A 22,769-nucleotide genomic window follows, 5' to 3' on the forward strand; every position below is an offset into this window, starting at 1 on the left:
TAGAAAAAATAAACAATGCTCAAAAGTCTGCTTTAGAGGATAAAGTAACGCAATCGCATGATTTATTAGAATTAGAACATATTGTCAACGAGGGCACAAACCTCAATGACATTATGGGTGAATTAGCTAACGCAATCGTTAATAACTATGCTCCAACCAAAGCAAGTATAAATTATATTAACGCCGATAACCTACGCAAAGATAACTTTACTCAAGCTATCAACAATGCACGTGATGCACTCAACAAAACTCAAGGTCAGAACTTAGATTTCAATGCAATTGATACATTTAAAGATGATATATTCAAAACTAAAGATGCACTTAACGGTATTGAACGTTTAACAGCTGCAAAATCAAAAGCAGAAAAACTAATTGATAGTTTAAAATTTATTAATAAAGCTCAATTCACACATGCAAATGATGAAATTATGAATACTAATTCTATTGCACAATTGTCTAGAATCGTGAATCAAGCATTTGATTTAAATGATGCAATGAAATCTTTAAGAGATGAACTTAATAATCAAGCTTTTCCTGTCCAAGCAAGCTCAAATTATATAAATTCAGATGAAGATTTAAAACAACAATTTGACCATGCTTTAAGTAATGCTCGAAAAGTTCTTGCAAAAGAAAATGGTAAAAATTTAGATGAAAAACAAATTCAGGGACTCAAACAAGTGATTGAGGATACTAAAGATGCTTTAAATGGTATCCAACGTTTATCAAAAGCTAAAGCTAAAGCAATTCAATACGTACAATCTTTATCTTATATCAATGATGCACAGCGTCATATTGCTGAAAATAATATTCACAACTCTGATGATTTATCATCTTTAGCAAATACATTATCTAAAGCTAGTGATTTAGATAATGCAATGAAAGACTTACGAGATACTATAGAAAGTAATTCAACTTCTGTTCCAAATAGTGTGAATTATATTAATGCTGATAAGAATTTACAAATTGAATTTGATGAGGCGCTACAACAAGCAAGTGCAACAAGTTCTAAAACTTCAGAAAATCCAGCAACGATTGAAGAAGTATTAGGTCTTAGTCAAGCCATTTACGATACAAAAAATGCATTAAATGGTGAACAACGACTTGCAACTGAGAAGAGCAAAGATCTAAAATTAATAAAAGGATTAAAAGATTTAAATAAAGCACAACTTGAAGATGTCACAAACAAGGTAAATTCAGCAAATACTTTAACAGAGTTATCTCAGCTCACTCAATCAACGTTAGAATTAAACGATAAAATGAAATTATTGAGAGATAAGCTTAAAACTTTAGTAAATCCTGTTAAAGCAAGTTTAAATTATAGAAACGCTGATTATAATTTAAAACGTCAATTTAACAAAGCTTTAAAAGAAGCTAAAGGCGTATTAAATAAAAATAGCGGTACAAATGTCAATATCAATGACATTCAACATCTTTTAACACAAATAGATAATGCTAAAGACCAATTAAATGGTGAACGACGTCTAAAAGAACATCAACAAAAATCTGAAGTATTTATTATTAAAGAATTAGATATACTTAATAATGCTCAAAAAGCTGCAATAATTAATCAGATTAGAGCGTCTAAAGACATTAAAATAATTAATCAAATCGTTGATAATGCAATAGAATTAAATGATGCTATGCAAGGTTTAAAAGAACATGTAGCTCAATTAACAGCAACTACAAAAGACAACATTGAATATTTAAATGCTGATGAAGACCATAAATTACAATATGATTACGCTATCAACTTAGCGAATAATGTTCTTGACAAAGAAAACGGTACAAATAAAGACGCTAATATCATAATTGGAATGATTCAAAACATGGATGATGCTAGAGCACTTCTAAATGGAATTGAAAGACTTAAAGATGCTCAAACAAAAGCACATAATGACATTAAAGATACGCTCAAACGTCAACTTGATGAAATTGAACACGCTAATGCAACATCAAATTCTAAAGCTCAAGCTAAACAAATGGTAAATGAGGAAGCTAGAAAAGCGCTTTCTAATATTAATGACGCAACATCAAATGATTTAGTTAATCAAGCAAAAGATGAAGGGCAATCTGCAATTGAACACATACATGCAGATGAATTACCTAAAGCAAAACTAGATGCTAATCAAATGATTGACCAAAAAGTTGAAGATATAAATCACTTAATTAGTCAAAATCCAAACTTATCAAATGAAGAAAAAAATAAACTAATATCTCAAATTAATAAGTTAGTAAATGGAATTAAGAATGAAATTCAACAAGCTATAAACAAACAACAAATAGAAAATGCTACAACAAAACTAGATGAAGTCATTGAAACTACTAAAAAATTAATTATCGCCAAAGCAGAAGCTAAACAAATGATAAAAGAGTTATCACAAAAGAAACGAGATGCAATAAATAACAACACTGATTTAACACCTTCTCAAAAGGCACATGCTTTAGCAGATATTGATAAAACAGAAAAAGATGCACTTCAACATATCGAAAATTCTAATTCAATTGATGATATCAATAACAATAAAGAGCATGCATTTAATACTTTAGCTCATATCATTATTTGGGATACTGATCAGCAACCATTAGTTTTTGAACTACCTGAATTGAGCCTTCAAAATGCTCTAGTAACAAGTGAGGTGGTTGTTCACAGAGATGAAACTATTTCATTAGAATCTATAATTGGAGCTATGACTTTAACTGATGAACTTAAAGTCAATATTGTTTCATTACCGAACACTGATAAAGTAGCTGATCACCTAACCGCTAAAGTTAAGGTTATTTTAGCTGATGGCTCATATGTCACTGTAAATGTTCCAGTCAAAGTTGTAGAAAAAGAATTACAAATAGCTAAAAAGGATGCTATAAAAACAATTGATGTTCTGGTAAAACAAAAAATCAAAGATATAGATTCTAATAACGAATTAACGTCTACTCAACGTGAAGATGCAAAAGCTGAAATTGAAAGATTGAAAAAGCAAGCCATCGATAAAGTGAATCATTCAAAATCGATTAAAGATATTGAAACAGTAAAACGAACTGATTTTGAAGAAATAGATCAGTTTGATCCTAAACGCTTTACGCTAAATAAAGCTAAAAAGGATATCATTACTGATGTTAATACTCAAATCCAAAATGGTTTCAAAGAAATTGAAACAATAAAAGGTTTAACTTCTAATGAAAAAACTCAGTTTGATAAACAATTAACTGCACTACAAAAAGAATTTTTAGAAAAAGTCGAGCATGCTCATAATTTAGTAGAATTAAATCAATTACAACAAGAGTTTAATAATAGATATAAACATATTTTAAACCAAGCACATTTACTAGGTGAAAAACATATAGCAGAACATAAATTAGGATATGTTGTAGTAAACAAAACTCAGCAAATACTAAATAATCAATCTGCTTCTTACTTTATAAAACAATGGGCACTTGATAGAATTAAACAAATTCAACTAGAAACGATGAATTCAATTCGTGGTGCGCATACCGTACAAGATGTACACAAAGCATTATTACAAGGTATAGAGCAAATCTTGAAAGTAAATGTAAGTATTATAAATCAATCTTTCAACGATTCCTTGCATAACTTTAATTATCTTCATTCAAAATTTGATGCTAGATTAAGAGAAAAGGATGTTGCAAACCATATCGTACAAACTGAAACATTCAAAGAAGTTCTAAAAGGAACGGGTGTTGAACCAGGTAAAATCAACAAAGAAACACAGCAACCAAAACTTCATAAGAATGATAATGATAGCCTATTCAAACATTTAGTTGATAATTTCGGCAAAACTGTAGGTGTTATTACATTAACTGGTTTACTTTCTAGTTTCTGGTTAGTTTTGGCTAAAAGACGTAAAAAAGAAGAAGAAGAAAAACAATCGATAAAAAATCATCACAAAGATATTCGTCTTTCAGATACTGATAAAATAGATCCAATTGTAATAACTAAGCGTAAAATAGATAAAGAAGAACAAATTCAAAACGATGACAAACATTCAATTCCAGTTGCTAAACATAAGAAATCTAAAGAAAAGCAATTGAGTGAAGAGGATATTCATTCAATCCCCGTCGTTAAGCGTAAACAAAACAGTGATAACAAAGATACAAAACAGAAGAAAGTTACTTCTAAAAAGAAGAAAACGCCTCAATCAACTAAAAAAGTTGTAAAAACCAAAAAGCGTTCTAAAAAGTAAAATATATCTTTAACACAGAACAAGCCCGGGACTTAATGTCCCAGGCTTGTTTTTTGTTAACCATCGATAATTCAGTACAAACATATTATAATAAGCTTTTCAAAGCCGAAATCTTATTGGTAAGGTTGAACAAACAATTAAATACGTAACATATCATATTAACACTTTAGATTATTGTGATGTAAGTTTGTATAGTGTTTGTTGAGCAAGTTGATTCGCTTCTTTATTTTGCTTTCGTGGAATCCATCTCACAAACATCAAATCAAAACTTTGCTCTAAGATTTCTATGTTTTCAAAATAAACTTTAAACTTAGCATTTTTAACTTTACCTTGCATCATACTATCTTCAATTAATTTTGAATCAGTATAAAGTAACGCGTTAGATACTTTTAATTCGCGTGCATGTTCCAAAGCGTGTAACATTGCTGCCCATTCTGCACTATGATTATCCATTTTACCTAAATCATGGGTAAATGTATATCTTTGTGAATTTTCTTTAATAATAATCGCACAAGCACTTCGGCCGGGATTTCCTTTAGTCGCAGCATCAAAATATATTTTAGCCATTACTTTTACTCCTCTTCAGAATTGTCTACTCACTAAAATGTATCTATTCTATTGTATCAAACTAAAAAGACAAAGCACTAAAAATTAAATCAAAAACAAACAGAACCTAAGATAACATATATACTTCAGGTTCTGCTAACAAATAGGGCATTGATGTCTAAATTTAGCCCTTTTATTAAGATTTATTTAACTTTGGTCGTAGGTCCTATCATTGAGAATTTCGCTCGAAAATTCTACGGACAAACCAAATTGAATTTCGAAGCTAGTTCAGCACATGGAACTCTGATTCGCTTTTGTATAACTATATTTCTGATACAATAAATATCAATACCCATTATCTAGTTGTTCTATCTTTCCTTTTCGATATAGTGACTTAGCGATATATCCAAATGGTACATTAAAAATAGTTGACACTAGTTTTAACAAGTAAGTGGTAATAAATATTTCAAAAACAGCAGTACCAGGCATAGTACCAATAAAAGCAATTGAAACAAATAAACCGGTATCAATGATAGAACTTAAAATGGTACTACCATATGCTCTAATAAAAAAGGTCTTATCAGAGCTAAATATCTTTTTAATCATACTGAATATAAATACATCAATATGTTGGCCTATGATATAAGCAATAATGGAACCTATAGCAATTCTAGGAACTAAATCAAAAATCATTTTTAATGAGTTTTGCGCATTGTCTACTGGAGCAGGAATAAAATGCAATGACATTTGCATGACTATAATCATTACTAAGGTAGAAGAGAAACCAAGCCACACCGCTCTTTTAGCAACTTTACGACCATAGATGTCATTTAATATATCAGTAGCTAAATATATAGAAGCAAACATGACATTTCCAAGTGTAGCCGTAATACCAAAAATATGAACCGCTTTTATGACCTGTATATTAGCGATAATCGTTCCTATTGCTACCCAAGCAATTAGTCCTTGTTTACCAAAACAGCGATACATCAGTACCATTAAAGCGAATGTAACAATAAATGACGCAATACCAAATATTTCATTATACATATAACTTTCCTCCTAAATTTTGTTAAAGCGGGTGTTTAGAAACCGCCAAAATTAACTATACTATTTTACTTAAAATTCATCTTTAATGCAATGCTAAAAAAGAAGAGTAAATAAATAATAACTTAAACCAACGTCTAAGTTATCAGTTTTCTCAAAACTAAAATTGATTATTTCAAATTCCCAACTTATAAATGCTATAATACAAACATGTGAAATGGGTATAAATATAAATAGTCTATAGCTAAGGGAAGTGAAAGCTATACTCACTAATACAGAACAACAAGCAATTCAACACATCGACCAATTGATGAATATTTATTGTCACCAATGTCCATTAAAAAAGCACAATAGAAAAACTCACGGTAAAACACAAGCACATCATTTTTGTATAAATGAATGTACGGTCGGTAAACAAATTAAACAAATTGGTAATGAGTTACAATAGGAGGATGTCACATGGAGATTATAGCAATTTCAGAAACACCTAATCATAATACAATGAAAGTTTCGTTGAGTGAACCACGTCAAGATAACTCATCTACAACATATACTGCCGCTCAAGAAGGTCAACCTGAATTTATTAATCGATTATTTGAAATAGAAGGTGTTAAATCAATATTCTATGTTTTGGATTTTATATCAATTGATAAAGAAGATAACGCTAACTGGAATGAATTATTACCACAAATTGAAAACACGTTCGCTAAAAGCAATTAATTTTCTATATAGTACAATTAGAAACAATTATTAGTAGAGGAGCATTTTATGATGAATGGATACGAAGCTTATATGAAAGAACTTGCACAACAAATGAGAGCTGAATTAACAGACAATGGATTCACAAGTCTTGAAACGAGTGATGACGTCAATCAGTATATGCAAAATATAGATAATGATGATACAACATTTGTTGTAATCAACTCAACATGCGGTTGTGCTGCAGGATTAGCACGTCCAGCAGCTGTTGCAGTTGCAGAGCAAAATGAAGTAAAACCAGATCATAAAGTAACTGTATTTGCTGGTCAAGATAAAGAAGCAACACAAACAATGAGAGATTACATCCAACAAGTTCCTTCAAGTCCCTCATACGCATTATTTAAAGGTCAACATTTAGTTCATTTTATACCTCGCGAACATATTGAAGGGCGCGACATCAATGATATAGCTATGGATTTAAAAGATGCTTTTGATGATAATTGTCAATAAACTTAATATTGTCTAATAAGATAGCTATGTCAAAGAATCACTAAAAGTAATATCATTCACAAGAGTGGGACAGTCGATTCAACATGAATCCTGTCCTATTTTTTATTTTCAATTACAATCATACTTATATTAAATATAGTTGTTCTTTAACTAATTCTATTTGATTATTTTCTCTACCAACGATTACGTAAAAAATTGAGGTGCATCATTCATGTTTTTAGCTTGGAATGAAATAAAAAGAAATAAAATTAAATTCAGTTTAGTCATTGGCATATTAGTACTTATAAGTTATTTATTATTCCTACTGTCAGGACTTGCAAACGGCCTTATTAAAATGAATACTGAAGGTATAGAAAAGTGGAATGCAGACGCTATCATATTAAAAAAAGAAGCTAATCAAACCGTAGAGCAATCCTTATTCAATATATCCAAAGTACAAAATACTTATGAAAAATCAACCACATTAAAACAACAAGGAGTTATTATCTCAAACCATCATCGGGAAGAAAACGCGTTACTTTTTGGCGTTACACACAAATCATTTTTAATTCCGCCTATAATTAAAGGTCATCAAGTTGAAAGTTCAAATGAAATAGTCATTGATCAAACATTAGCTGATAAGGGGTTCAAAATAGGTGACATCTTATCTTTATCTCAATCAGACGAAAAGCTAAAAGTGGTAGGTATTGTAGAAAGTGCTAAATATAATGCTTCACCCGTGCTATTCTCTAATAATCAAACCATTGAGAAACTTAATCCCAAATTATCAAAAGATAAAACAAATGCTATAGTAATCAAAGACTCAAATTGGAAAAATCATAAACTTAACAAAGATTTAGAAAGCATTTCAATATCGCAGTTTATTAAAAATCTTCCTGGCTATAAAGCTCAAAATTTAACTTTGAACTTTATGATCGTTTTCTTATTTATAATTTCAGCAACAGTAATTGGCGTATTCTTATATGTTATAACACTCCAAAAAACACACTTATTTGGTGTACTTAAAGCACAAGGCTTTACCAACTGCTATTTAGCAAAAATGGTTTTTGCTCAAACTTTCATATTATCTTTAATTGGAACAATCATAGGATTTCTCTTAACACTATTAACAGGTACATTTTTACCGCCTGTCGTTCCAATTCATTTTAATTTATTAACGATGTTGATATATGGAATTGTTCTTATCATTATTTCTTTATTAGGCAGTCTATTTTCTGTGTTGTCTATAATAAAAATAAATCCACTTAAAGCAATTGGATAGAAAGGAATCATAAACATGTTAGAGTTCAAACAAGTGAGCAAATCTTTCAGAGATGGCAATCAAATGATTCAGGCAGTAAAACCTACCGATTTAAAAATAATTCAGGGGGAACTGATTGCTATCGTGGGACCCTCAGGTTCAGGGAAAAGTACATTTTTAACTATGGCTGGCGCCTTACAAAGACCTACGTCAGGAAATATTTACATCAATAACAAAAATATATCAATATTATCTGAAAAACAGTTATCTCAAATAAGAATTAACGAAATAGGTTTTATATTACAATCGACGAATCTCGTGCCTTTTTTAACAATCGAACAACAATTCAAACTTCTTGGTAAATATAAAAAAGATACATTAAGTGAAGATGAATACCAAAAGTTGGTTAAACAGCTAAATTTATCGGATATTACCAATCAATTACCAAATCAAATATCTGGCGGTCAAAAACAGCGCGTGGCAATAGCTAAAGCTATTTACACAAATCCATCAATCATACTAGCAGATGAACCTACCGCTTCACTAGATACGAATAATGCAATGGCTGTAATGAAAATACTTCAAAAACAAACGAAAGAAAGAAATAAAACATGTGTGATTGTTACTCATGATGAACGTTTAACTCATTTTTGTGATAAAACATATTTCATGGAGGATGGAGTTCTTTCACTCCAATAGAAATAAAACATTCACAATTACTTGCATTTCATATTTGAAAATCCCGAGTCAACATTTGTTGTGACTCGGTTTTTTTATAAAACAACAGTCCATTGAATCTTTAAAAATATTATGTAAGAAAAACTCAAATTCATATTGTCAAGATTGAACAATCAATTCAACACCTTCCTGTTTATTAACTTGTTTTATATGAGATATTTTACATAAAAGGTTTAAAATTTTATAAACTCAAAACCCTCTCTCTTCTATCGATACATCTTTTCTAGTATAATGTTTATTAATATAATACATATTTTTATAAGGAGTTGTACGCATGTATAATCCATTCGACGAAGCTTATCATGGCTTATGCGAAGAGATATTAGAAATAGGGAATAGACGCGATGATCGCACACATACCGGGACAATTTCCAAATTTGGGCATCAATTGCGTTTCGATTTAACCAAAGGGTTTCCTTTACTTACAACCAAAAAGGTTTCTTTTAAATTAGTAGCAACTGAATTATTATGGTTTATTAAAGGAGATACAAACATTCAATACCTACTTAAATATAATAACAATATATGGAATGAATGGGCATTTGAAAATTATGTTCAGTCTGATGATTATCATGGACCAGACATGACAGATTTTGGACATCGTTCCCAGCAAGACCCTGAATTTAACGAGCAGTATAAAGAAGAAATGAAAAAATTTAAAGAACGTATTCTAAACGATGATGCATTTGCTAAAAAATATGGCAACTTAGGGAATGTTTATGGTAAACAATGGAGAGATTGGGAAGATAAAAATGGGAATCATTACGATCAATTAAAATCAGTTATACAACAAATTAAAACCAATCCAAACTCTCGACGTCACATTGTTTCAGCATGGAATCCTACTGAAATCGATTCAATGGCATTACCACCTTGCCACACAATGTTTCAATTTTACGTACAAGAGGGTAAATTAAATTGTCAATTATATCAAAGAAGTGCTGATATATTTTTAGGTGTTCCTTTCAATATTGCAAGTTATGCTTTACTGACACATCTTGTTGCAAAAGAATGTGGACTTGAGGTGGGTGAATTCATTCATACATTTGGAGATGCACATATTTATTCCAATCATATGGATGCAATACATACACAATTATCAAGAGATAGTTATCTACCACCTCAATTAAAAATTAATACAGATAAATCAATTTTTGATATTAATTATGAAGATTTAGAATTGATAAATTATGAATCACACCCTGCTATTAAAGCACCTATTGCGGTATAAAAAGATGCATTAATATTTCGCATACAGAAAGGAGGTATACCATGACATTATCAATAATTGTCGCTCACGATAAACAAAGAGTCATTGGGTACCAAAATCAATTACCTTGGCACTTACCAAATGATTTAAAGCATGTTAAACAACTGACCACTGGGAATACACTTGTAATGGGACGGAAAACTTTTAATTCTATAGGGAAACCATTGCCAAATAGACGTAACGTCGTACTCACTAACCAAGCTTCATTTCACCATGAAGGGGTAGATGTTATAAACTCTCTTGATGAAATTAAAGAGTTATCTGGTCATGTTTTTATATTTGGAGGACAAACGTTATTCGAGGCAATGATTGACCAGGTAGATGATATGTATATCACAGTAATAGATGGAAAGTTTCAAGGAGACACATTCTTTCCACCATACACATTCGAAAACTGGGAAGTCGAATCTTCAGTAGAAGGTCAACTAGATGAAAAAAATACTATACCGCATACATTCTTACATTTAGTGCGTAGAAAAGGGAAATAGGAGGCAATTATGGCTAAACAAATTATCGTCACAGATTCAACCTCTGATTTATCACATGAATATTTAAAACAACATAACATTCATGTTATACCATTAAGCCTGACAATCGACGGGAAATCTTACACTGATCAAGTTGATATCTCTTCAAGTGAGTATATCGATCATATTGAAAATGATGCAGACGTCAAAACAAGTCAACCACCTATTGGTCGATTTATTGAAACATATGAGCAATTAGCTCAAGATGACGTTGAAATTATAAGTATTCATCTTTCGTCAGGCTTAAGTGGTACTTATAATACTGCTGTTCAAGCGAGCCATATGGTAGATGGCAATATCACAGTGATTGATTCTAAATCTATTTCGTTTGGGTTAGGTTATCAAATTAAGCAAATTGTTGAATTAATAAGTCAAGGTACATCAACAGAAGAAATAGTGAAGGAAATGACACAGTTACGTGATAACTTGCAACTGTTTGTGGTTATCGGTCAGCTTAATCAACTCATTAAAGGTGGAAGGATAAGTAAAACAAAAGGTTTAATTGGAAACATTATGAAAATTAAGCCAATCGGAACTTTAAGAGATGGTAAACTTGAACTAGTGCATAATTCTAGAACTCAAAACTCTAGTGTGCAATATTTAAAAAAAGAAATTACAGATTTTGTTAAAGATCATAAAATTAAATCAATAGGTATTGCTCACGCCAACGTTAAAGATTTCGTTGATAAAATCATAAAATCATTTACAGAGTCATTTGATTTTAGCCAATTTGATATTAATGTAACAACTCCAGTGATTTCTACACACACTGGACAAGGTGCAATTGGACTTGTGGTATTGAGAGATACGTTGAACTAAGTTGTCACAAAATCACATGAATGATTCTGAGTTAAATACTTTAAATTCCCGACAATATAGCGTAAATTTAAACAAACAGATAACTTAAGGAGGGAATATAACATGGCATATGCGACACTAGCTGGAGGTTGTTTTTGGTGCATGGTTAAACCCTTCACCTCATATCCTGGAATAAAATCAGTCGTTTCCGGATATAGTGGAGGACATGTAGAAAATCCAACATACGAACAGGTATGCACAAATCAAACAGGACATGTGGAAGCTGTACAAATTGAATATGACCCTAATATTACAACATTTGAAAATATCTTAGACGTTTACTTTAAAACATTTGACCCAACTGATGACGGAGGGCAGTTCTTTGATAGAGGTGAAAGCTATCAACCTGTCATTTTTTATCATGATGAGAATCAACTCAAAGCTGCCGAGTTAAAGAAACAACAAATTGACGAAGAGGGTATCTTTAAAAAACCTGTTATCACACCGATAAAACCATATAAAAATTTCTATCCTGCAGAAGAATATCATCAAGATTACTACAAAAAGAATCCTACGCATTATGAACAATACCAACGTGGATCTGGTAGAAAAGCATTTATCGAATCACACTGGGGAGGCTCAAAATGATTAAAAAAAACAAAGAAGAACTGAATGACATGGAGTATCTAGTCACTCAAGAAAATGGTACTGAACCTCCGTTTCAAAACGAGTATTGGAATCACTTTGAAAAAGGAATTTACGTTGATAAATTGTCCGGCAAACCATTATTTACTTCAGAGGATAAATTTGAATCTAATTGCGGTTGGCCAAGTTTCTCCAAAGCATTAAATGATGATGAAATCGTAGAACTTGTTGATAAATCATTTGGTATGATTAGAACTGAAGTTCGATCAGAAAAAGCAAATAGTCACTTGGGGCATGTTTTTAATGACGGACCTAAAGAAAAAGGTGGTTTAAGATACTGTATTAACTCTGCTGCGATTCAGTTTATACCTTATGATAAACTAGAAGAGTTAGGATATGGAGATTTAATTAAACATTTTAAAAAATAGGAGTGCATTTACATGTTTAAAAAGTTATTTGGAAAAGCTAAAGAAGTTGACAAAAACATTAAAATCTACGCACCTTTGACAGGTGAGTATGTCAAAATTGAAGATATTCCTGATCCAGTGTTTGCGCAAAAAATGATGGGAGAAGGCTTTGGTATTAATCCTACAGAGGGTGAAGTTGTTTCACCGATTGAAGGCAAAGTCGATAATGTTTTTCCAACGAAACATGCCGTAGGGTTAAAAGCCGAAAATGGATTAGAGTTATTAGTTCATATCGGATTAGATACCGTTCAATTGGATGGAAAAGGGTTTGAAGTACTTGTTGAAAGTGGAGATGACATTAAAATAGGTGACCCACTTATACGTTTTGACTTAGAATATATTAATAATAATGCAAAATCTATTATTTCTCCTATTATTATTACAAACTCTGATCAAACTGAATCAATTCATATTGAAGACGTACAAGCAGTAGTTAAAGGGGAAACACAAGTTATTGATGTGACAGTAAGCTAATGGTTAAGAATTATTCATTTTATCAATTTATTATGACCGTGCGCGGAAGAAAAGACGATAAAGGTGTTTTTGCTGAGCAAATTTTTGAAGACCTTGCCTTTCCAAAACACGAAGATGATTTTAATACATTATCTGAATATATTGAGACACATAGCGAATTCACCCTACCAATGTCTGTATTTGATGACTTATATGATGACTATACAGAATGGTTGAAGTTTTAAATTCTTTTCATTAATAAATATTGATAGAGCCTGGGACACGACTCAATGTCTCAGGTGTTTTAATGTAAAGGGATTCAAACTGTACACTTTTTAATTATAACTTCTGCTAGATGCACACAAAATAATTACGCTGTTTTCTCAATGAAACATTCGTTTAATATATTAATTTTTTGCATGTACTACTCAAGCCTCATGCGATTTTCACTTACATACATCATAATTAAAAATATTCGAATACATACAGAATGAACATTCCTAAATAACTTGTTAATGATTAAGTTTGAATATAATCTATGAATTTATATTTTGTATAACTCAATATGAACGTATAAGGATGTGATACCATGAATGATCATCAAAAAAATCATGCAACATCTCAAGATGATAACACAAAGTCAACACCATCTAAGAATAGCAAGCATATAAAAATTAAATTATGGCATTTCATACTCGTTATTTTGGGTATTATTCTTTTAACATCCATCATTACTGTAGTATCAACAATTTTAATTAGCCATCAAAAAAGTGGTTTAAATAAAGAACAACGTGCAAATTTAAAAAAAATTGAATATGTCTATCAAACACTTAATAAAGATTATTACAAAAAGCAAAGTTCTGATAAATTAACTCAATCTGCCATAGATGGTATGGTTAAAGAACTTAAAGATCCATATTCAGAATATATGACTGCTGAAGAAACAAAACAATTTAATGAAGGTGTATCAGGTGATTTCGTTGGCATAGGTGCTGAAATGCAAAAGAAAAATGAACAGATAAGTGTTACTAGTCCAATGAAGGATTCACCAGCAGAAAAAGCTGGTATTCAACCTAAAGATATCGTCACACAAGTGAATCATCATTCGGTAGTCGGTAAACCACTTGATCAAGTTGTTAAAATGGTCCGCGGTAAAAAAGGAACATATGTTACTTTAACTATAAAACGTGGTTCGCAAGAAAAGGATATTAAGATTAAACGCGATACCATTCACGTTAAGAGTGTAGAGTATGAGAAGAAAGGCAATGTAGGCGTACTAACAATCAATAAATTCCAAAGCAATACTTCTGGTGAACTCAAATCTGCAATCATCAAAGCGCATAAGCAAGGCATCCGTCATATCATTTTAGATTTGAGAAATAATCCGGGGGGGTTATTAGATGAGGCAGTCAAGATGGCTAACATCTTTATTGATAAGGGAAATACTGTCGTTCAATTAGAAAAAGGTAAGGATAAGGAAGAATTAAAAACTTCTAATCAAGCACTAAAACAAGCAAAAGATATGAAAGTATCCATCTTAGTTAATGAGGGATCAGCTAGTGCTTCAGAAGTGTTTACAGGTGCTATGAAAGACTATCATAAAGCTAAAGTTTACGGTTCTAAAACATTTGGTAAAGGTATCGTTCAGACCACTCGTGAATTTAGTGATGGTTCATTAATTAAATATACAGAGATGAAATGGCTAACGCCTGATGGCCATTATATTCATGGTAAAGGAATTAGACCAGATGTTAGTATCTCAACACCAAAATACCAATCACTCAATGTCATTCCAGATAACAAAACTTATCATCAAGGTGAAAAAGATAAAAATGTTAAAACGATGAAAATAGGTCTAAAAGCTTTAGGTTATCCAATTGATAACGAAACAAACATATTTGACGAACAATTAGAATCTGCTATTAAAACATTTCAACAAGACAATAATTTAAAAGTTAATGGCAATTTTGATAAAAAAACAAATGATAAATTTACTGAAAAACTAGTTGAAAAAGCGAATAAAAAAGATACTGTTTTAAACGATTTACTAAACAAACTAAAATAAACTTGCGAGTAAATCGTTAAACAAAAATAATGTATTCAACCCTTTAAGTGTAATTTCATACTTAAAGGGTTGGATTCCTTAAATTTAATAACCATTCACGTTTGAATTAAGAGCCTGAGACATATAGTATATGTACAGGCTCTTAATCATATCTGATAATTCTGATTAGTTAGAAATACAACTTTAATAAAAAGTTATTCCTATTAAGGTATAATCCCAATCATTTCTTAACTTTTTCAGATTTTCGTTAATTGATTGAGTCTTAAAAGTATCAATATGATTTAAATTTATTGTTACCACTCGTTAAAATTCTAAAAAAGAGGTGTTTTAGTAAGATGATTAGATTAGCAACTAAAAATGATTTACTTAGTATTACTCAATTAGTCAAAGAGGCTAAACAGATTATGGAAGAATTCAACAACAACCAATGGGATGATGAATATCCCGCGAAAGAGCATTTTGAAGAAGACATCGAAAATAAAACACTATATGTTTTAGACGTTGATCATACAATTTATGGTTTTATTGTTATCGACCAAAATCAATCGGAGTGGTATGATGACATTGATTGGCCTGTTAATCGAAATGGGGCATACGTTATTCACAGATTAGCTGGATCAAAACAATATAAAGGTGCTGCGACTGAACTTTTCCAATTTGCCATTGACTTAGCAAATGAACATGATATTCATGTCATTTTAACAGATACATTTGCCCTCAATAAACCTGCTCAAGGATTATTTGAAAAGTTTGGTTTTACTAAAGTTGATGAGATAGAGATAGATTATCATCCTTTTGATAGAGGGGCACCTTTTTATGCATATTATAAAAACATATAAGAATAGAGGTTGTAATTATGACAAAAATTGCATATACAGGTGGAGGAACAGTAGGACACGTTTCAGTGAATTTAAGTTTAATTCCTACTTCGATTGAAAAAGGACACGAAGCATTTTATATTGGTTCAAAACATGGTATTGAAAGGGAAATGATAGAGTCACAACTCCCTGATATTCAATATTATCCAATATCAAGCGGTAAATTACGTCGTTATCTATCTTTTGAAAATGCAAAAGATGTCTTTAAAGTTTTGAAAGGAATTTTAGATGCACGTAAAATACTTAAAAAACAAAAACCAGACTTACTTTTTTCAAAAGGTGGTTTTGTTAGTGTTCCGGTAGTTATAGCCGCACGTTCTTTAAAAATTCCAACTATCATACACGAATCAGATTTAACTCCTGGATTAGCTAATAAAATTTCTTTAAAATTTGCTAAGAAAATATACACAACCTTTGAAGATACACTTACATATCTTCCAAAAGATAAAGCTGATTTTGTTGGGGCTACTGTACGTGAGGACTTAAAACAAGGGAATAAAGAAAGAGGATATCAACTCACTGATTTTGATAAAAATAAAAAAGTGTTATTAGTCATGGGAGGAAGTTTAGGTAGTAAAAAACTTAATAATATCATTCGTCAAAATATTGAGGCACTTCTCCATGATTATCAAATTATACACTTAACTGGAAAAGGACTTGTTGATGACTCAATCAATAAAAAAGGGTATGTTCAATTTGAATTTGTTAAAGACGACTTAACTGATTTATTAGCAATCACTGATACTGTTGTAAGTCGTGCAGGTTCTAACGCAATTTATGAATTTTTATCGCTACGTATACCGATGTTACTCATCCCCTTAGGACTTGATCAATCAAGAGGAGATCAAATTGATAATGCTAAAAACTTTGAATCTAAGGGTTATGGTCGTCATATTCCTGAAGATCAACTTACAGAAGTTAACTTATTGCAAGAATTAAATGATATTGAATTACATCGTGAATCTATTATTAAACAAATGGAAACATATCAAGAGAGTTACACGAAAGAAGATTTATTTGATAAAATTATTCATGATGCATTAAACAAGTAGGGGGCACCTATAATGAATCGATGGAAACGCATTTCATTGCTTATTGTTTTTACACTTATTTTTGGTATAATAGCTTTTTTTCATGAATCAAGGCTTGGAAAATGGATAGATAACGAAGTATATGAATTTATTTATTCATCTGAAAGTTTCATTACCACATCTATTATGTTAGGTGTAACAAAAATTGGTGAAGTTTGGGCAATGGTTGCGCTATCCTTATTATTAGTTGCTTACCTTATGCTAAAACGTTTCAAGATTGAGACATTATTCTTTGTAATAGTAATGAGCTTATCTAGTACACTCAATCCACTATTAAAGAATATCTTTGATAGGGAACGTCCAACATTATTGCGTTTAATTGACATTTCAGGCTTTAGTTTTCCAAGCGGTCATGCTATGGGCTCAACTTCATTCTTTGGAAGCGCTATATATGTAATAAACCGTCATGATTCGGGTATCTCTAAAGGCGTGTTAATCGGTTTATGCGCACTTTTCATTTTATTAATATCAACTTCTAGAGTGTATCTAGGCGTTCATTACCCTACAGATATTATTGCCGGCATTATTGGTGGTGTATTCTGCATTGTTTTATCAACGTTAATATTGAAAAAACAACTCGCTGTATAAAGAAGCGCGGTTGGAATTTTAAATTAAATAGGTATTGACCAAACCACTGAAATGATTGTGAGTAAACAATGATTTTAGTGGTTTATTTAGTATATTCAAATCGGCGTTTTTAAATAAATATTGTTTGTAAGCTCAATGTTAATAATATTTATCTTATATTAATTTCTTTGTTTTCATTTTTGTTAATAAAAGACTTAAAATGTTGTCTTATAAATGTTTTAAGTCTTTTGTTTTTTGAAAAATTACAAACAAAAAATTTTGATTTACGAAAACTTAAATTTGAAAAAAGTTTACTTTAATAGCGATTACTTATACTGAACTTGTGATTAAATCTTCAAAGGAGCAAAGACATGATACAAATCAAGGATTTAAACAAAGTTTACGACAATGGTAGTTACGCAGTTAAAGATTTCAATTTAGATATTGAGGACAATGAATTTGTAGTATTTGTAGGACCTTCGGGATGTGGGAAATCAACAACGTTACGTATGATTGCAGGACTTGAAGATGTGAGCAAAGGGACAATTAGTATCAACGATAAAGTAATCAACGATTTACAACCTAAAGATCGTAAGATTGCTATGGTCTTTCAAAACTATGCATTATATCCACATATGACAGTTTATAAAAATTTAGCTTTCGGCTTAAAAATGCGAGGAATCAAGAAGAAAATTTATGACGAAAAAATTCAACATGCAGCTCAAATATTAGAAATTGAAAACCTCCTCGACCGTAAACCTAAAGCCTTATCTGGAGGACAACGTCAACGTGTGGCACTTGGTCGAGCTATCGTTAGAGAAGCTCAAATCTTTCTCATGGATGAACCACTTTCTAATTTAGATGCTAAATTACGAAGTAACATGAGAAGCGAAATTATAAAAATACATAAACAAATGAAAGCAACAACGATTTACGTGACACACGACCAAACTGAAGCTATGACAATGGCATCACGTATCGTCATATTAAAACAAGGCGAAATACAACAAATTGGTACGCCTGAAGAAATTTATCGTCATCCTGTCAATGAATTTGTTGCCACTTTCATTGGTAGCCCATCAATGAATATGGTTCCAATGACCTACAACATGGATGCTTGGTACTTCGATGGACAAAAAGTGGCTGATGCTACATTACTTCAACTTGCATCGCATGCACAATACAGACTTGGTATACGACCTGAAGACTTACATCTTGTTAATGATAACGAAATAAGTAATTATCCAATCCAACTTTCTCAATTCACTGTAGACTTAGTTGAGTTAACTGGTTCATACAAATTACTTCACTGTCATCACAATGAGCATAAAATCATAGCAGCTGTAGATAGTAATTTGGATTTTGAATTAGGACAAACAGTTTCCTTCGGTATAAAAACGGAAGATGCACACTTTTTCGATTCTGATTCAGGCGAAAGAGTACAAGAGGAGGTTTTATCATGAGTAAAAACAAAAAACAAAGCCTTCAATCCGCTCATCAAAAACCTTTGTTAAAAAGAATGTGGGAACACAAAGTACTTTACTTAATGATTTTACCTTGTTTACTCTTTTTCTTGATTTTCAACTATATTCCAATGACAAGTCTTGTTCTGGCATTCAAAGATTTCCGCTTCGATACTGGTATCATCGGCGGTGATTGGAAAGGGCTATACTATTTTAAACGCTTTTTCTCTGACCCTCGATGTATTCAAATTATTATGAATACGCTAATTATAAGTGGCATGAAATTGATTTTAGCTCTACCATTTCCAATTATTTTAGCCATTATGTTTAACGAAATTAAAGATTCTAAATTAGGTAAGATCAGAGGTTTATTTCAAGGCGTACTTTACATCCCTCATTTTTTATCTTGGGTTGTAGTTATCAGTATTTTCAAGAAATTACTCGCTCCAGATGATGGACTTATGAATCAACTGATCCATCAATTTGGTGGCGACGGGTCGACTTACTTTATGATGAACCCTGAGTATTTCCACACCATCATGTTTTCTAGTTATATATGGAAGAATGTAGGGTGGGATTCCATTATTTATTTTGCAGCAATTATGAGTATTAATCCTGAAATTTATGAATCAGCTGCGATTGATGGCGCGAATCGTTTCAAACAAATTATACATATTACCTTACCTATGTTAACACCAACAATTGTTATTTTATTCATCATTTCTCTAGGCGATATTTTAAAAGCAGGGTTCGATCAAATTTACCTACTCAAAACACCAGGTAACGCTAACGTTTCAGAAATACTGGATACATTTGTGATTCGTACTGGTATTGAGCAAGGCGATTTCAGTTACGCAATTGCGATTAGTCTATTACAGGGTGTGATAGGACTTATCGCTGTCGTCATTATTAATAAATTCGCAGATAAGAAACTGGATACATCACTATATTAAGGAGAATGTACATGTTTAGAAAGTCTATGCTCATCTTAATGATTGCTGTCATTTTGTTCGTAACAGCATGTAGCAAAGATAAAACGCAAGATGAAGCGAAAAGAAAAGCAGATGCTAAAGGTAAACCAGATACATGGATTGCAGATAGAAAGCTTAAAGGACTTGTGTTTCAAAGTGATAACGATGCCTCCCCTAAAATGAATAAAGAAGTCGCTCAAGAACTTAAGAAAAAGACTGGCATCACGTTAGAACTTCAAACCGTTTCTAATGAAGATTCCACAGAAGCATTAACTTCAGGACTCGCTTCAGGAGATTTACCCGACTTCATCGTTTATTACTTAGACGATAGTGGAAGACCTGAAATGAAAGTACTAAATAAAGCAGCGAAACAAGGTCGACTCACAGACTTAACGAAAATGCTTAAAAACACAAAAATTTATAGTAAGTATTTCAAAAAAGGATATTTACCAAAAGATACGAAAGATAACATCATGTTTAATAAAGAACAAGATGGAACGTACCTTGTACATATGGGGATTAACCGTCATCCAGGACAAGAAGAACGTCGCACTGTAGGTGGTCCTTACGTCAGAAAAGATATCATGGATAAACTTCATATCGACCCTACTTCTATCAAGACGTCCAAAGATGTAGAAAAACTTGCTGAAAAGATGAAAGAACACCACTTCAAAGATGATAATGGTAAAGAAATCACACCTATTGGCCCAACAGCGTGGGGCGGTGACGATCGTACTAAATTCTATAATGACCTTGTGTGGACTGGTCAGTCTGATGAGAAATTTTTAAATAAAGGTAAGAAAATTATACATGAATCACAAACCGAATATCCACTTAAACGTGTACATTACGTTAAAGACCTTATGAAGAAAGGCTTAATGACAAAAGAGTTCTATACAATGGAAGAAAATAAAGCAAAAGAAGGACTCGTTAATGGCTCATGGGGCATTGTTTCAGATTTACATAACTATGTTACTGAAAATCAAAGTATGAAATACGTTCCTCTTGGGCCACTCAATACAGTCAAAGGTAAATTTAGAGTTGAAAAGCCATATAAATCAGGCGCAAACGGTTGGGCTGTACCAAGTACGACTGAACATCCTGAAGACGTCGTTAAACTCGCTGATTTCCTTGCAAGTCGCAGAGGTAAATTACTCGGTCAGTACGGTATTAAAGGACGTGACTATACGTTAGATAAGAAAGGTAACCCTCATGTTAAACCTGAAGTGTTAAAAGAAGTTGAAAATAATCCAGACGAAGCTAAAAAACGTGGTTTTAGAGGTGCGGGTTCTTATTGGGCAGATCATCTTGGTTATACTGATATAGATAATAAAGCTGATTTCGGTGAAACTGAATACGGAGATAATACAAAAACGAAAAAGACGACTCCTGAAAAGATTGCTGATATGTGGCATTATGATCAAAGACAGAAACACGCCAAAATCGTAAACGGACTCACAGTAAAGTCATTCTTATCTAAATATGAATATGGCGAAGATTTAGAAGTTGCACTCGATGATTATAGTGACGCTATTAAACGTGCTTATTATTCTCAATCAGACAAGGAAACGAAACAAATTATTGATAGTGCTAAGCAACGTTTAGAAGAGGCAGGCTTAAATCAATTTGAAAGATACGTTGAAAATCAAAGAGATAAAAAAGGAACTCAAATTATTTATTAAGAGGTGGCAGAGACAATGAAAGTTTCACAAGATAAAAGTGCGCTTGTCATTCGTATTATCTCATTAATCATTATTATTGGCTTAGTAATCACAATTATCCTCCCGATGATTAATATCTTTGCCTTAGCATTTAACTCTGGGGTAGATGCTCAAAAAGGTGGCATCACTTTCTACCCGCGTAAATTTTCACTAGATAATTTTAAGGAGATATTTAAACAAGGCACGTTATTAAATGCATTATTTATTAGTATCGCAAAGACAGTCATAGGAACGATACTAAGCGTCATATTAACAGCTATGGCTGCATACGTTCTAACAATCAAAAGTTTACCGTTTCGAAGAATCATCTCATTCTTCCTAGTCTTTACGATGTTATTCAGTGTCGGTGTTGTACCACTTTATATCCTATTAAATCAACTTCATTTAACTGATACATTCTGGGTATACATTTTACCGTCACTTTATAGCGTTTATAACATTTTAATTATGCGTACATTCTTCAATCAATTACCTAGTAGTGTGATTGAAGCCGCTAGAGTAGATGGTTGTAATGACTTTCAAATCTTTTGGAAAATTGTCTTACCCATGAGTAAACCCGTGGTGGCATCAATTACATTATTTAACGCCGTGAGTCAGTGGAATGATTGGTTTACAGGTGCATTCTTCGTACGTAATCCAAACCTCAAACCGTTAGCTACTGTTTTACAAGATATGTTAACGAAACAAGCTGCCATTGCAGATGCTTTAAAACAAAAGTCAGGTTCATATGCGATGTTAGACAAGTTGACAATTACAGGGGACTCAATGCAGATGGCAATGATTGTACTATTAACAATTCCAGTATTATTCCTCTTCCCATTTGTTCAGAAGCATTTTGTAAAAGGTATAACTATCGGTTCGACAAAAGAGTAAA

At 31.8% G+C, this 22,769-nt stretch carries 23 protein-coding genes (1 of these 23 cut by a window edge); 21 read left to right on the plus strand and 2 right to left on the minus strand.

Annotation, left to right across the window (positions count from 1 at the left end):
- Positions 1-4,199: the 3' portion of a hyperosmolarity resistance protein Ebh gene (ebh, locus tag FNL83_RS06830; RefSeq protein WP_080388512.1), read on the plus strand. 26,251 nt of this gene lie to the left of the window's left edge; 4,199 of the gene's 30,450 nt are visible here — the last part of the coding sequence; its start codon lies beyond the left edge, outside the window; it ends in the stop codon at positions 4,197-4,199.
- Positions 4,200-4,370: 171 nt separating this feature from the next.
- Here ebh and FNL83_RS06835 read toward each other — a convergent pair whose 3' ends face one another.
- Both FNL83_RS06835 and FNL83_RS06840 read right to left on the minus strand, forming a co-directional pair.
- Positions 4,371-4,766 (minus strand): ribonuclease HI family protein, encoded by a 396-nt coding sequence (locus FNL83_RS06835; RefSeq protein WP_001831152.1) that lies wholly within the window; start codon positions 4,764-4,766, stop codon positions 4,371-4,373.
- Positions 4,767-5,090: 324 nt separating this feature from the next.
- Positions 5,091-5,795, minus strand: a complete 705-nt coding sequence (locus tag FNL83_RS06840) for a queuosine precursor transporter (protein WP_001831106.1) — start codon at positions 5,793-5,795, stop codon at positions 5,091-5,093.
- A 250-nt stretch (positions 5,796-6,045) separates the two neighbouring features.
- Between FNL83_RS06840 and FNL83_RS06845 the strand changes: the two genes are divergently transcribed.
- From FNL83_RS06845 to FNL83_RS06945, 20 genes are all read left to right on the plus strand, one after another.
- On the plus strand, positions 6,046-6,240 hold the full coding sequence (locus FNL83_RS06845) for a zinc-finger domain-containing protein (protein WP_001831026.1): 195 nt from the start codon (positions 6,046-6,048) through the stop codon (positions 6,238-6,240).
- A gap of 11 nt (positions 6,241-6,251) precedes the next feature.
- Positions 6,252-6,512 (plus strand): NifU N-terminal domain-containing protein, encoded by a 261-nt coding sequence (locus FNL83_RS06850; RefSeq protein WP_001831110.1) that lies wholly within the window; start codon positions 6,252-6,254, stop codon positions 6,510-6,512.
- A 51-nt stretch (positions 6,513-6,563) separates the two neighbouring features.
- Positions 6,564-7,001, plus strand: coding sequence for a bacilliredoxin BrxA (brxA, locus tag FNL83_RS06855; RefSeq protein WP_002457670.1), 438 nt, complete (start codon positions 6,564-6,566; stop codon positions 6,999-7,001).
- Positions 7,002-7,212: 211 nt separating this feature from the next.
- The gene (locus tag FNL83_RS06860; protein ID WP_001831083.1) at positions 7,213-8,262 is read left to right on the plus strand and encodes an ABC transporter permease; all 1,050 of its coding nucleotides are present in this window, start codon (positions 7,213-7,215) and stop codon (positions 8,260-8,262) included.
- 15 nt (positions 8,263-8,277) lie between these two features.
- Positions 8,278-8,940, plus strand: a complete 663-nt coding sequence (locus tag FNL83_RS06865) for an ABC transporter ATP-binding protein (RefSeq protein ID WP_001832777.1) — start codon at positions 8,278-8,280, stop codon at positions 8,938-8,940.
- A 313-nt stretch (positions 8,941-9,253) separates the two neighbouring features.
- The gene (locus FNL83_RS06870) at positions 9,254-10,210 is read left to right on the plus strand and encodes a thymidylate synthase (RefSeq protein WP_000282655.1); all 957 of its coding nucleotides are present in this window, start codon (positions 9,254-9,256) and stop codon (positions 10,208-10,210) included.
- 41 nt (positions 10,211-10,251) lie between these two features.
- Positions 10,252-10,737, plus strand: a complete 486-nt coding sequence (gene dfrC / locus FNL83_RS06875) for a trimethoprim-sensitive dihydrofolate reductase DfrC (protein ID WP_001830952.1) — start codon at positions 10,252-10,254, stop codon at positions 10,735-10,737.
- A gap of 9 nt (positions 10,738-10,746) precedes the next feature.
- A complete protein-coding gene (fakB2, locus tag FNL83_RS06880; RefSeq protein ID WP_001831247.1) occupies positions 10,747-11,595 on the plus strand; it encodes a fatty acid kinase binding subunit FakB2 in 849 nt (282 codons plus the stop codon).
- 102 nt (positions 11,596-11,697) lie between these two features.
- The gene (gene msrA / locus FNL83_RS06885) at positions 11,698-12,222 is read left to right on the plus strand and encodes a peptide-methionine (S)-S-oxide reductase MsrA (RefSeq protein ID WP_001831118.1); all 525 of its coding nucleotides are present in this window, start codon (positions 11,698-11,700) and stop codon (positions 12,220-12,222) included.
- Positions 12,219-12,647 (plus strand): peptide-methionine (R)-S-oxide reductase MsrB, encoded by a 429-nt coding sequence (gene msrB, locus FNL83_RS06890; RefSeq protein ID WP_002439748.1) that lies wholly within the window; start codon positions 12,219-12,221, stop codon positions 12,645-12,647. Before msrA ends, msrB begins: the two co-directional genes overlap by 4 nt.
- A 12-nt stretch (positions 12,648-12,659) precedes the next feature.
- Positions 12,660-13,160: a PTS sugar transporter subunit IIA gene (locus tag FNL83_RS06895; protein WP_001831133.1), complete on the plus strand. Its 501-nt coding sequence runs from the start codon at positions 12,660-12,662 to the stop codon at positions 13,158-13,160.
- Entirely contained in the window at positions 13,160-13,384 is a 225-nt protein-coding gene (locus tag FNL83_RS06900) for a YozE family protein (RefSeq protein ID WP_001831241.1), read from the plus strand. The genes FNL83_RS06895 and FNL83_RS06900 overlap by 1 nt, the downstream gene beginning before the upstream one ends.
- Before the next feature lie 344 nt (positions 13,385-13,728).
- Positions 13,729-15,204 (plus strand): S41 family peptidase, encoded by a 1,476-nt coding sequence (locus FNL83_RS06905; RefSeq protein ID WP_001831212.1) that lies wholly within the window; start codon positions 13,729-13,731, stop codon positions 15,202-15,204.
- A 335-nt stretch (positions 15,205-15,539) separates the two neighbouring features.
- Positions 15,540-16,043 (plus strand): GNAT family N-acetyltransferase, encoded by a 504-nt coding sequence (locus tag FNL83_RS06915; RefSeq protein ID WP_001831293.1) that lies wholly within the window; start codon positions 15,540-15,542, stop codon positions 16,041-16,043.
- Between the two features lie 17 nt (positions 16,044-16,060).
- Positions 16,061-17,134 carry an undecaprenyldiphospho-muramoylpentapeptide beta-N-acetylglucosaminyltransferase gene (locus FNL83_RS06920; protein WP_001831309.1) on the plus strand — a complete coding sequence of 358 codons (1,074 nt, stop codon included), beginning with the start codon at positions 16,061-16,063 and terminating at the stop codon, positions 17,132-17,134.
- A gap of 12 nt (positions 17,135-17,146) precedes the next feature.
- Positions 17,147-17,761 carry a phosphatase PAP2 family protein gene (locus tag FNL83_RS06925; RefSeq protein WP_001831017.1) on the plus strand — a complete coding sequence of 205 codons (615 nt, stop codon included), beginning with the start codon at positions 17,147-17,149 and terminating at the stop codon, positions 17,759-17,761.
- A gap of 350 nt (positions 17,762-18,111) precedes the next feature.
- Complete coding sequence (locus FNL83_RS06930) at positions 18,112-19,203, plus strand: ABC transporter ATP-binding protein (protein WP_002456515.1); 1,092 nt, start codon at positions 18,112-18,114, stop codon at positions 19,201-19,203.
- Complete coding sequence (locus tag FNL83_RS06935; RefSeq protein WP_001831280.1) at positions 19,200-20,156, plus strand: ABC transporter permease; 957 nt, start codon at positions 19,200-19,202, stop codon at positions 20,154-20,156. Before FNL83_RS06930 ends, FNL83_RS06935 begins: the two co-directional genes overlap by 4 nt.
- A gap of 11 nt (positions 20,157-20,167) precedes the next feature.
- Positions 20,168-21,856, plus strand: coding sequence for an extracellular solute-binding protein (locus FNL83_RS06940; protein WP_001831225.1), 1,689 nt, complete (start codon positions 20,168-20,170; stop codon positions 21,854-21,856).
- Positions 21,857-21,871: 15 nt separating this feature from the next.
- Positions 21,872-22,768, plus strand: coding sequence for a carbohydrate ABC transporter permease (locus FNL83_RS06945; protein WP_001830948.1), 897 nt, complete (start codon positions 21,872-21,874; stop codon positions 22,766-22,768).
- The last annotated feature ends 1 nt before the right edge of the window (position 22,769 follow it).

It is taken from the genome of Staphylococcus epidermidis, from assembly GCF_006742205.1.
Taxonomy (GTDB): Bacteria; Bacillota; Bacilli; order Staphylococcales; family Staphylococcaceae; genus Staphylococcus; species Staphylococcus epidermidis.

Coding starts and splice junctions, on each gene's coding strand:
- FNL83_RS06835 (WP_001831152.1), bottom strand. CDS start 4,766: ATGGCTAAAATATATTTTGATGCTGCGACTAAAGGAAATCCCGGCCGA.
- FNL83_RS06840 (WP_001831106.1), bottom strand. CDS start 5,795: ATGTATAATGAAATATTTGGTATTGCGTCATTTATTGTTACATTCGCT.
- FNL83_RS06850 (WP_001831110.1), top strand. CDS start 6,252: ATGGAGATTATAGCAATTTCAGAAACACCTAATCATAATACAATGAAA.
- brxA (WP_002457670.1), top strand. CDS start 6,564: ATGAATGGATACGAAGCTTATATGAAAGAACTTGCACAACAAATGAGA.
- FNL83_RS06860 (WP_001831083.1), top strand. CDS start 7,213: ATGTTTTTAGCTTGGAATGAAATAAAAAGAAATAAAATTAAATTCAGT.
- FNL83_RS06865 (WP_001832777.1), top strand. CDS start 8,278: ATGTTAGAGTTCAAACAAGTGAGCAAATCTTTCAGAGATGGCAATCAA.
- FNL83_RS06870 (WP_000282655.1), top strand. CDS start 9,254: ATGTATAATCCATTCGACGAAGCTTATCATGGCTTATGCGAAGAGATA.
- dfrC (WP_001830952.1), top strand. CDS start 10,252: ATGACATTATCAATAATTGTCGCTCACGATAAACAAAGAGTCATTGGG.
- fakB2 (WP_001831247.1), top strand. CDS start 10,747: ATGGCTAAACAAATTATCGTCACAGATTCAACCTCTGATTTATCACAT.
- msrA (WP_001831118.1), top strand. CDS start 11,698: ATGGCATATGCGACACTAGCTGGAGGTTGTTTTTGGTGCATGGTTAAA.
- msrB (WP_002439748.1), top strand. CDS start 12,219: ATGATTAAAAAAAACAAAGAAGAACTGAATGACATGGAGTATCTAGTC.
- FNL83_RS06895 (WP_001831133.1), top strand. CDS start 12,660: ATGTTTAAAAAGTTATTTGGAAAAGCTAAAGAAGTTGACAAAAACATT.
- FNL83_RS06900 (WP_001831241.1), top strand. CDS start 13,160: ATGGTTAAGAATTATTCATTTTATCAATTTATTATGACCGTGCGCGGA.
- FNL83_RS06905 (WP_001831212.1), top strand. CDS start 13,729: ATGAATGATCATCAAAAAAATCATGCAACATCTCAAGATGATAACACA.
- FNL83_RS06915 (WP_001831293.1), top strand. CDS start 15,540: ATGATTAGATTAGCAACTAAAAATGATTTACTTAGTATTACTCAATTA.
- FNL83_RS06920 (WP_001831309.1), top strand. CDS start 16,061: ATGACAAAAATTGCATATACAGGTGGAGGAACAGTAGGACACGTTTCA.
- FNL83_RS06925 (WP_001831017.1), top strand. CDS start 17,147: ATGAATCGATGGAAACGCATTTCATTGCTTATTGTTTTTACACTTATT.
- FNL83_RS06930 (WP_002456515.1), top strand. CDS start 18,112: ATGATACAAATCAAGGATTTAAACAAAGTTTACGACAATGGTAGTTAC.
- FNL83_RS06935 (WP_001831280.1), top strand. CDS start 19,200: ATGAGTAAAAACAAAAAACAAAGCCTTCAATCCGCTCATCAAAAACCT.
- FNL83_RS06940 (WP_001831225.1), top strand. CDS start 20,168: ATGTTTAGAAAGTCTATGCTCATCTTAATGATTGCTGTCATTTTGTTC.
- FNL83_RS06945 (WP_001830948.1), top strand. CDS start 21,872: ATGAAAGTTTCACAAGATAAAAGTGCGCTTGTCATTCGTATTATCTCA.